The following is a 5,187-nucleotide window of genomic DNA, read 5'->3' on the forward strand; positions in this document are numbered from 1 at the left end:
GACCGTCGCCAAGCGGGACGGCGACGATTATGTCGTCAACGGCCAGAAACTCTGGACCAGCCGGGCCGAACATAGCGATCTGATGCTGCTGCTCGCCCGCACCACGCCGCGCGATCAGGTGAGCAAGCGCACCGACGGCCTGTCGGTGTTTCTGGTCGACATGAACAAAGCGCTGGGCAACGGCCTGACCATCCGCCCGATCGAAACGATGATGAACCACAGCACCACCGAATTATTCTTCGACAATATGCGCGTCCCCGCTGCCAATCTGATTGGCGAGGAAGGCCATGGCTTCCGCTATATCCTGTCGGGCATGAACGCCGAGCGGCTGCTGATCGCGGCGGAATGTATCGGCGATGCCAAATGGATCATCGAGAAAGCCACCGCTTATGCCAAGGAGCGCGTACTGTTCGGCCGCCCGATCGGTCAGAATCAGGGCGTGCAATTCCCGATCGCCCGCGCCTATGCCCAGATGCGCGCCGCCGAATTGCTGGTCCACGAGGGTCTGCGCAAATATGAGGCGGGCGAGAATTGCGGCGAGGAAGCCAATATGGCCAAGATGCTGGCCGCCGACGCCAGCTGGGCAGCGGGCGAGGCCTGCGTCCAGACCCATGGCGGCTTCGGCTTTGCCGCCGAATATGATGTCGAGCGCAAGTTTCGCGAAACCCGGCTCTATCAGGTCGCCCCGATCAGCACCAACATGATCCTGTCCTATGTCGCCGAACATGTGCTGGGCCTGCCGAGGAGCTATTGATGAGCCAATGGGCAGACTGGGTCGGCCGGAGCGAGACCCGCAGCGACAGCATCACGCCGGGGCTGGTGGCGCGCTTTTGCGCCACCCTCGACCAGCCGGTGACCGGGGAGATCCCGCAGGGGCTGCACTGGTGCCTCTGCCTGCCCGATGCGCCGACGGCGGAACTGGGCGAAGACGGCCATCCCGAAAAAGGCGGCTTTCTGCCGCCGATTCCCCTGCCCCGCCGGATGTGGGCGTCGAGCAGCGTTTCTTTTGATGCGCCGTTGCAACTGGGCGACGCAGTCACCCGCGTCTCGACCATCGCCTCGATCGAGGAAAAGTCGGGCAAGTCCGGTGATCTGATATTTGTCGCGATCGATCATGAAACCCATGCCGGCGGCCGGGTGGCGATCCGGGAGCGGCAGAATATTGTCTACCGGGAGCCCGCCGCGATGCCTGCATCGGCTCCGCCGGTCAGCGCCCCGAAGCCCGACCTGAGCGACTGGGACTGGCAGCAGCAAATCCTGCCGTCCGAGCCTTTGCTGTTCCGCTATTCGGCACTGACCTTCAACAGCCACCGCATCCATTATGACCGCCCCTATGCGGTGCAGGAGGAAGGCTATCCCGGGTTGGTCGTGCAGGGCCCGCTGATGGCGACCCTGTTGCTGAACCTGGCGGCCAGCCGCTTGGGTGCCAACAGATTGGCGCGCTTTTGCGCCACCCTTGACCAGCCGGTGACCGGGGAGATTCCGCAGGGGCTGCACTGGTGCCTCGGCCTGCCCGATGCGCCGACGGCGGAACTGGGCGAAGACGGCCATCCCGAGAAAGGAGGCTTTCTGCCGCCCATTCCCCAGCCCCGCCGGATGTGGGCGTCGAGCAGCGTTTCCTTTGATGCGCCGTTGCAACTGGGCGACGCAATCACCCGCGTCTCGACCATCGCCGCGATCGAGGAAAAGTCGGGCAAGTCCGGCGATCTGATATTTGTCGCGATCGATCATGAAACCCATGCCGGCGGCCGGGTGGCGATCCGGGAGCGGCAGAATATTGTCTACCGGGAGCCCGCCGCGACGCCTGCATCGGCTCCGCCGGTCAGCGCCCCGAAGCCCGACCTGAGCGACTGGGACTGGCAGCAGCAAATCCTGCCGTCCGAAGCCTTGCTGTTCCGCTATTCGGCATTGACCTTCAACAGCCACCGCATCCATTATGACCGGCCCTATGCGGTGCAGGAGGAAGGCTATCCCGGGTTGGTTGTGCAGGGCCCGCTGATGGCGACCCTGTTGCTGAACCTGGCGGCCAGCCGCTTGGGTGCCAACAGATTGGCGCGCTTTTCTTTCCGCGGTCAGGCGCCCGCCTTTGCCAATGGCGCGCTGCATCTGGTGGGCAAACGCGTTGGCGAAGAGGTCACTCTGGCGGTGCTTGGCAGCGAGGGTCAGGCAATCATGACCGCTGAAGGGGCGATCTAGGAACCGCCCGTGGAAGCTTTACAGACCTCACTCTTATCGCTGCCACCTCCACATGACACGAGAACCAATGCTCCTGCTGCGATGAAAAAGTGGCCAAAATTGATCAACTTCTTCATCCGCCATCTCTCAACCCATCGAGCTTTTGCCGCATAAGTAACGCTTCTGAAGTCCGGGGACAGGATTCAGGATCATCTAAGAATTGGCTATTGATTGTCAATGAATTGTAAATATGGGCTAATTTCAATTGCTACTCCCATCGATCCTGCACTCAATGACACATAAAGAAGAACTTTTACCACATTCTTCTGAAACCAAAACTTCAAGAAAAAGAAGAAAAATATCAAGCTACTACCGGCAAGGAAAAATGACAGAATGTTCCATAAATACTGCATTTCGCTTTCCTAATTAACATCCAGAATAGGGAGAGCGTGGGACTGGTTGGTAAACCTGCGTATGATTTTTCGTTCGGAGAACCATCCATCTATTTTCCATTGACCCAGCGTCCCCTTCCGTCCCGGTTTGCGCGGAGCCAGTGCCCTCAATGTAGCAGCTTACTGCTCCTTGATCTATGCCGCATCTGCAAGGGGGCGGTTGGTGAGCAACCTGCTAGCTTATATTTCTCGCGCGAAGACACGAAGTTACGAAACGGAGTACCGACCTTTGTGGCTTTGTGTGCGTATTGAAATTACCTGTCTTCGGCAGCCTCGCGGCTCCTCATTCGGGGCGGCAATCTCTCACGTCAGTTCGCAGACGTTCGGGGTCCTGAAACGAGTTCAGGATGACGAAGGGGTGGTGGGATCACAAAAAGGTGGCGGGATGGCCGACTGAGCGCGTCGATCGCAAAAAGAGAAGCCCGATGGTCGGGTCGCAAAAACCATCGGACTTCTCCCGGGTACCCTCAAAGGGATGGTGCGGCACCAGAATCGTATCGAGTGAAATGCATCGTCAGATCGGTGCCGCAAGATTGTGTTAACCGAATATTTTTTTCCGCACTGTGACGGCGATCACTGGTCACGGAAAAAATGTGCCGTGCGGGATTTCCCGCGCATGCCGACCGGCTGGTCGCCGGCAGAGCCCACGCCCGACGGCAATCACGGCAGCGCCATCAAACCGTGCGTTTCGCGCGGTCTTTCTGGTTCTGGCCCTGGATCGCGTCCTTGGCGGCATTCCATTCGTCGTCGCCCCAGGCCAGCAGCTGCGAGAAATTGCCGCCGCCGGCGAGATAGCCGCCGCCGTCGATGGCGATGGTCTGGCCGGTCAGATATTCGACTCCGGGGCCAAGCAGGAAGGTCGCGAGATTGGCCAGTTCATGCATTTCGCCGGGCCGGTTGATCGGCGCGCCGCTGTGCTTGCGGTCCTCGTCGCTGCCGGTCGGGTTGAGCCGGCTGGACATGCCCTCGGTAGGAAACAGGCCGGGCGCGATCGCGTTGAGACGGATATTGTAGCGCGCCCATTCGACCGCCAGGCTCTGGGTCATGACGTTGATCCCGGCCTTGGACATCGCGCTGGGCACGGCGAAGGCGCTGCCGTTCCACACCCAGGTGGTGAGGATCGACACGACATTGCCGCGGGTCTTGCCCTCGATCCAGCGCTTGCCGATATCATGGGTCATGTAGAAAGTGCCGCGGAAGACGATATTGGCGATCGCGTCAAAGCCGCGGATCGACAGATCCTCGGTGCGCGAGATGAAATTGCCGGCGGCGTTGTTGATCAGGCCGGTGAGCGGACCGTGCTGCTGCCAGATGATATCGTTCATTTCGCTGATCATCTCGGCGCTGCGGATATCGCAGGGGTGCGGTACGACCTTGCCGCCATGTTTCGCGACCAGCTCTTCCGCCGTCGCCTGGCAGACATCGCCGCGCCGGCCGCAAATATGGACCTCCGCGCCAAGCTTGAGCAGGCCTTCGGCCATTTCCTTGCCGAGGCCGGTGCCGCCGCCGGTCACGAGAATGCGTTCGCCCTGCATCAGGCCGTCGCGGAACATGAGTTTGCTGGTGTCCATATCATCCTGTCCTGTTTTTTCTGATTGCCATACTCATGCGAGATGAGTCGGACCATTCAAACTAGCAGTATTGGGGCGCAGGGGAAGCTGATCATTGGGACAGGCTGTGGCTGCGCGCGGGACGCGGCGATGGCGGGCAGCGGCTCATGGGATGCGGCATTGGCAGCGACCTGGCGCATGCGGGTCGGCTGCAGCCCTGCCCCAAAGAAAAACGGGAGCTTATCCGAAGATAAGCTCCCGCTGCGCCTCTGTTGGGGCAACTGTCCTCTTGCGATTTCAGCCGCCGCTTGTTCGGCGTCCGGCTTCCGGGCCAAATGCGTTGATAGTTGGGGGTTTTCCGCGTCGCTGTTTGCACAGTGTCGTTTCGGTTTTCCAACCCGCATCTGGTCCAGTTGCCTGATGATCTTCGTCCGTCTGATCCGTTCGGGCTTGCGCCTTCCCGTTTCGGGCTTTCTCCGATCATCGATCCAGAGACCAATTTCCCTTTCTGGCGAAAAACAAATCAATCGTCTCGACCATCTTCCGGGTCCCGGGCTGTCCTGCGGGTCATTGCTGACTGGTCGCTGGTTCGTCCGTTTCCCTTCCGATAACCTATATATGACTCTTCAACCCGAGTCGCTCCTAGCGGAAAACAGCAAGTTATCCACAGGCAGCCCAGTTAGCGGTGGACAACTGCTGCGGATGCGGTGGATAATATCGGATCTGATCGGGATTTCGGACAGGATGCCCGCTGGTCCGACCCTTCCTCTGGGAGGGGATGGGGAAGAGCCGGACCTTTGGACCAATCCCGGCGCCGCCATCGGGAGGAGGGTGCGGCGACCGGGATTGTAACTTTTTGCCTAAACCTGAACCGTGCTGAACAGCAGGATGCTGCTGACGGACAGGGCGGCGACAATATTGAAAAGCGTTCTCATGGATTTTTTCCTTGTTCAAACGCCGATCAGGTATCTCTTTTCCTGCGTAACTTACAGGCTCCAGATGGTCGCCTG

General features: G+C 59.9%; 4 protein-coding genes. 3 read left to right on the top strand and 1 reads right to left on the bottom strand.

Features of this window, described 5'->3' with window-relative positions:
- Together ACEW8J_RS11500 and ACEW8J_RS11505 are read left to right on the top strand one after the other, a co-directional pair.
- Window positions 1-754, top strand: a 754-nt coding sequence (locus tag ACEW8J_RS11500) for an acyl-CoA dehydrogenase family protein (protein WP_373491783.1), incomplete at its 5' end; no start/stop codon positions are given.
- The gene (locus tag ACEW8J_RS11505; protein WP_373491784.1) at window positions 754-2,196 is read left to right on the top strand and encodes a MaoC family dehydratase N-terminal domain-containing protein; all 1,443 of its coding nucleotides are present in this window, start codon (window positions 754-756) and stop codon (window positions 2,194-2,196) included. The genes ACEW8J_RS11500 and ACEW8J_RS11505, both read left to right, overlap by 1 nt.
- Window positions 2,197-3,301: 1,105 nt before the next feature.
- Here ACEW8J_RS11505 and ACEW8J_RS11510 read toward each other — a convergent pair.
- Window positions 3,302-4,198 carry an SDR family oxidoreductase gene (locus ACEW8J_RS11510; RefSeq protein WP_373491785.1) on the bottom strand — a complete coding sequence of 299 codons (897 nt, stop codon included), beginning with the start codon at window positions 4,196-4,198 and terminating at the stop codon, window positions 3,302-3,304.
- Window positions 4,199-4,974: 776 nt separating this feature from the next.
- On the opposite strand from ACEW8J_RS11510, the gene ACEW8J_RS11515 reads away from it, so the two are divergent.
- On the top strand, window positions 4,975-5,187 hold a 213-nt coding region (locus ACEW8J_RS11515; RefSeq protein WP_373491786.1), incomplete at its 3' end, for a hypothetical protein.

This window comes from Parasphingorhabdus sp. (assembly GCF_041748495.1).
GTDB lineage: Bacteria > Pseudomonadota > Alphaproteobacteria > Sphingomonadales > Sphingomonadaceae > Parasphingorhabdus.